Source organism: Solirhodobacter olei (assembly GCF_004010155.1).
GTDB lineage: Bacteria > Pseudomonadota > Alphaproteobacteria > Rhodobacterales > Rhodobacteraceae > Solirhodobacter > Solirhodobacter olei.
On sequence record NZ_RRYH01000070.1, the window covers coordinates 1 to 4508 of the forward strand.

The following is a 4508-nucleotide window of genomic DNA, read 5'->3' on the forward strand; positions in this document are numbered from 1 at the left end:
GGTGCCGACCGGCTGCTCCAGATCCTCCAGATGGATGCCCATCCGGGTCAGCTCGTCCTGCGTCTGCGCCCACATCTCGCGCGTGTCGAGGCGCCGGAACGGGCCCTTTCCGGTCACCAGCTCGGAGCCGAGGAAGAAGTTCCGCCAGACCGGCAGCAGCGGCACCAGCGCCAGCGTCTGGTAGACCGCGGCGATGCCGAGGTCGAGCGCCTCGCGCGGCGAGGAGAAGCGGCGCGGCTCCCCGTCGACGAGATAGTCGCCATCGTCATGGCCGAAGAGCCCGGCGATGATCGAGATCAGCGTCGACTTGCCGGCGCCGTTGTCGCCCAGGATGCAGGTCACCTCGCCCTGCCGCACCGCCAGGTTCACGCCGCGGAGCGCGTTGATGTTGCCGTAGTTCTTGCCGACGCCCTTGAGCTCGATGATCGGGGTGCCGGCGGAATGCGCGGATTGGGCCATGTCACTTCCCCCTCAGGGCGCGGGCCCGGATCCAGGTGTTGACCACGGTCGCGAGCAGCAGCATCGCGCCGACGAAGAACTGGAACCAGTCGGGATCCCAGTCGGCATAGATCACCCCCTCGGTCGTCATGCCGAAGATGAAGGCGCCGAGCGCGGAGCCCACGGCCGAGCCGTAGCCGCCGGTCAGCAGGCAGCCGCCGACCACCGAGGCCGCGATGTAAAGCAGCTCGTTGCCGATGCCGGCGCCGGACTGGACGGTGTTGTAGGCAAAGAGCAGATGCATGGCGAGGAACCAGCAGCCGAAGCCCACCAGCATGAAGAGGCCGATCTTCACCTTGGTCACCGGCACGCCCACGGCGCGCGCGCTCTCGCCCTGGCCGCCGACGGCGAAGATCCAGTTGCCGACCTTGGTGCGCAGCAGCACCCAGGTGCCGAGCGCGACGAAGACCAGCCAGTAGAGGATGGCGATGGAGATCTGCACCCGGCCGATCTGGAAATTCGAGGCGAAGATCAGCTGCAGCGTGTCGAAGCCCTTCATGCCGGAGATGTCGCCGGTCGCCACATTGCCGGTGATCAGCTTGGTGATCGCGATGTTGAGGCCCTGCAGCATCAGGAAGGTGCCCAGGGTGACGAGGAAGCTGTGCAGCTTGGTGCGGATCAGCAGCCACCCGTTCAGCGCCCCGATCCCCAGCGAGAAGAACAGCGCGAAGATCACCCCGACCCAGAGGCTGCCCGCCACCTGGGTGGCGAAGATCGAAGCGGCCAGCGAGGAGGCCGTCACGGCCACCCCGGCGGAGAGGTCGAACTCGCCGCCGATCATCAGCATCGCCACGGCTACCGCCGGGATGCCGATCGTCGAGGCCTGATAGAGCACGGTGGTGAAGGCCGGCAGCTGCCGGAACGGCGGCGCGATGATCCAGAAGAACAGGAAGACAAGGATCGCGCCCCCCAGCGCCCCCGCCTCCGGCCGCTTCAGGATCCGCTTCCAAAGGCTCTGCGGCTGCAGTTGCTGTCGCCGGGCTGCCCCGGCCCCCTCGGTCGTCATCGCCACGGTCTTCTCCCCCTGGGCTGCGGCTGGCGCGGGCTGCCGGCCGGCTTTGCGGCCGGCAGCGCGGGTCTCGGGGTTCCGCAGATCAGCGGGTCCCGGCCTTGGCGAACTTGGCAACCGCCGCGGCATTGCTCTTGTTGACGAAGAACGGCCCCGTCAGCACCGGCTGGCCGCCGCCGACCGTGTCGCCGTTAGTCAGGTAGAGCCAGAGCATGTCGACTGCTTCATAGCCCTCGACATAGGGCTGCTGGTCGATCGCCCAGGCGACCTTGCCGTTCGCGATCATGTCGACCACGCGCGGCGACATGTCGAAGGTGCCGACCTTGGCCTTGGAGCCGGAGGCGTTGATCGCGTCGAGCACCACCGGCGCGAACGGCGCGCCGAGCGTCACCACATAGTCGATCGAGGGGTCCTGCTGCAGCTTGGCCTGCATCCGGGCCTTCACCGTCGGCATGTCATAACCGGTGACGTAGAGCACCTCCATCTTGCCCTTGAAGGTGTCCTTGATGCCGTTGCAGCGCGCCTCCAGCTGCACCGCGCCCTGCTGCTGGTCGAGGCAGACGACGTTCTTGGCGCCTTCCTTGTTCAGCTCCTCGCCGACGGCCTTGCCGGCCACCGTCTCGTCCTGCCCGGCATAGCCCAGAAGGCCCATTTTCTGCCACTGGTCGACGCCCGCGTTGAAGCCGACGACCGGGATACCGGCCGCCTCCGCCGCCTTCACATTGGCAGCCTCGGCATCCGGGAAGGCCAGCGTCAGCGCAATCCCGTCCACCTTCTGCTGGGTGACGTTCTGGATCAGCTGCGCTTCCTTGGTGGCATCGGGGCTGGCGAGGTAGACCAGCTTCACGTTGTCCTTCTTCGCCGCGGCCTCGGCGCCCTTGCGGATGATGTCCCAGAACGTGTCGCCCGGCTGGGCATGGGTGATCATCGCGATCGTATAGGGTTTGTCCTTGGCCGCAGCCGGCCCGGCGAACCCGCCGGCAAGGCAGGCGGCAGACACCCCTGCCGCAACCAGCGCACGCGCTCCCGTCATGAACTTCATCGCTTCCTCCTCCTCTGTCGCACCAAGCGGGTGCTTTCTTGGCCGCAGCTTTGGCGCGCGGCCCATCACCATTTCGAGGCGCCCGTCAGCATGGCGGAGATCCCCCGCAACGGGGCAGCGAAATAACGCCGCGCGCCGACGTTTCCTCCCGAGTCGGCGCGCGCATATGGAATAAATATTCTAAATATACTTAACCGCGCAACAAAAAAATCGAAGCCCCCGGAATGCGGGGGCTTTCGGTAGGGCTGGACGCTGCGCGGCGAGGGATTTCGCCAGGGCCGTTGTTGGTGCCGGCGTACCCGCGGGGTGGGTCAGGCGGGAGGGGCCACGTGGAGCGAGCGGATCGCGTTGAAGAGGTAATCGGCCGCATCGTTGGGCGCGTCCGTGATCGTGCCCTTGGTGGCCTGGGCCTCCTGGCGGATCACCTCGTGCAGGTCGGCGAGCAGGGCCTCGCGGGTGCCGGGGCTGCGGGCCTCCATCGTGTCGACAAGCGAGATCACGGCGCGGCGCAGGGTGCAGACCTCTTCGGTCAGGGCGACGACGAGGGCTGAGCTGAACTCCTGAACGGGGCCTTCCGCCAGTGCCCCGAGCGCGCGGGGATCGAGATATGTCGACCCGATCATCAGAACGCCACCGAGCTTTGAAATGCGAAAGACATGCCTAACATCCCAAATCAAACGCCCTCACCACGGGCTCACGATGGTGGGAGGCTGAGGTGATATTATGTTCGAAAAGCGACGCAAAACGGCATCAATGAGGCGTTGATGGGGCGCGTGCACAGGGGGCGCAGGATGGGCTCGCGCTTGGCATTTGCGCTTCGGTGCGGGCGGTGGAATGCTGTCCGCCGGGGCCGCGCAGGAGCGTGGCCGTGAAATTCCGGGGGGAGAACAAGATGATGCAGCGCAACCCGATCGGGAACACGGGGCTTGAGGTGACGCCGATCTGCTTCGGGACCTCGGGCCTTGGCGACATGCCGGGCACCTACGGCTATTCGGTGGATGAGGCGCGGGCCGAGGCGACGCTGCAGGCAATCTTCGATGGGCCTGCGAATTTCCTCGATACCTCTCGAATCTACGGCTTCGGCCGGTCGGAGGCGCGAATCGGCGCCGCCATCCGGGCCCGCGGGGGCCTTCCGAAGGGGTTCGTGCTGGCGAGCAAGCTTGATCGCGACCCGGAAACCGGACGCTTCGACGCCGACCAGGCCCGCCGCTCGCTGGAGGAGAGCCTCGCGGCGCTGGGGGTCGACAGGATCCCCGTCCTGCACCTGCACGATCCCGAACATGCGCGCAGCCTCGACGAGATCATCCGCGACGGTGGCGCGCTCGACGCGCTGTTCCGGATGAAGGAGGAGGGGCTGACCCAGGCGGTGGGCCTCGCCATGGGGCGGGTCGACGTGATGCTGCCTATCCTCAAGGCCTATCCGTTCGACACACTGGTCAGCCACAACCGCTTCACGCTGCTGAACCGCGCGGCGGAGGAGATGTTCGACTATGCCCATGCCAAGGGTGTGGCGATCCTGAACGCGGCGCCCTATGCCGGCGGCGTTCTGGCCAAGGGCAGCGCGGTGATGCCGCGGGTGACCTACCAGGAGGCGGACGCGGCGGCGCTGGCGCCGGTGCGCCGGATCGAGGAGATCTGCGCCCGTCACGGGATCGCGCCCGGAGCGGCGGCGCTGTGGTTTTCAATGAACGATCCGCGGATCGCCTCCACCATCTGCGGGGTGTCCAAGCCGGAACGGGTGGCGCAGACGCTCGACTGGGCGTCGGCCGAAATCCCGGAGGCGGCGCAGGCGGAACTGCTGGCGCTGCCGGCCTCGCACGACGATCCGGAGGCGAACCGGACCTACGCCGCGGGCTGAGGCCGGGGCACGGTCGCGGGGGGAGGACCGGGCCGGACACCGGCCCAATCGGGGGGGAGAATGACGGACAAACCGCGGCTCAACGTCGGTCTGATCGGCAG

5 protein-coding genes are annotated in these 4508 nt (G+C 67.4%); 1 reads left to right on the forward strand and 4 read right to left on the reverse strand.

Features of this window, described 5'->3' with window-relative positions; all coding sequences use genetic code 11:
• The 4 genes from EIP85_RS22370 to EIP85_RS22385 form a co-directional block, all read right to left on the reverse strand.
• The coding region (locus tag EIP85_RS22370) for an ATP-binding cassette domain-containing protein (protein ID WP_164871868.1) at positions 1-459 on the reverse strand (459 nt) is incomplete at its 3' end.
• Position 460: 1 nt separating this feature from the next.
• The gene (locus EIP85_RS22375) at positions 461-1504 is read right to left on the reverse strand and encodes an ABC transporter permease (protein ID WP_127904419.1); all 1044 of its coding nucleotides are present in this window, start codon (positions 1502-1504) and stop codon (positions 461-463) included.
• Positions 1505-1592: 88 nt separating this feature from the next.
• Entirely contained in the window at positions 1593-2549 is a 957-nt protein-coding gene (locus EIP85_RS22380; RefSeq protein WP_127904417.1) for a sugar ABC transporter substrate-binding protein, read from the reverse strand.
• A 311-nt stretch (positions 2550-2860) separates the two neighbouring features.
• Positions 2861-3172, reverse strand: coding sequence for a hypothetical protein (locus tag EIP85_RS22385; RefSeq protein WP_127904418.1), 312 nt, complete (start codon positions 3170-3172; stop codon positions 2861-2863).
• 245 nt (positions 3173-3417) lie between these two features.
• Here EIP85_RS22385 and EIP85_RS22390 point away from each other — a divergent pair, with 245 nt between their 5' ends.
• The gene (locus EIP85_RS22390; RefSeq protein ID WP_241560151.1) at positions 3418-4407 is read left to right on the forward strand and encodes an aldo/keto reductase; all 990 of its coding nucleotides are present in this window, start codon (positions 3418-3420) and stop codon (positions 4405-4407) included.
• The last annotated feature ends 101 nt before the right edge of the window (positions 4408-4508 follow it).

What these genes read in the sequence shown, in the direction of transcription:
- EIP85_RS22375 (WP_127904419.1), bottom strand. Translation starts at nt 1,504, where the DNA reads ATGACGACCGAGGGGGCCGGGGCAGCCCGGCGACAGCAACTGCAGCCG.
- EIP85_RS22380 (WP_127904417.1), bottom strand. Translation starts at nt 2,549, where the DNA reads ATGAAGTTCATGACGGGAGCGCGTGCGCTGGTTGCGGCAGGGGTGTCT.
- EIP85_RS22385 (WP_127904418.1), bottom strand. Translation starts at nt 3,172, where the DNA reads ATGATCGGGTCGACATATCTCGATCCCCGCGCGCTCGGGGCACTGGCG.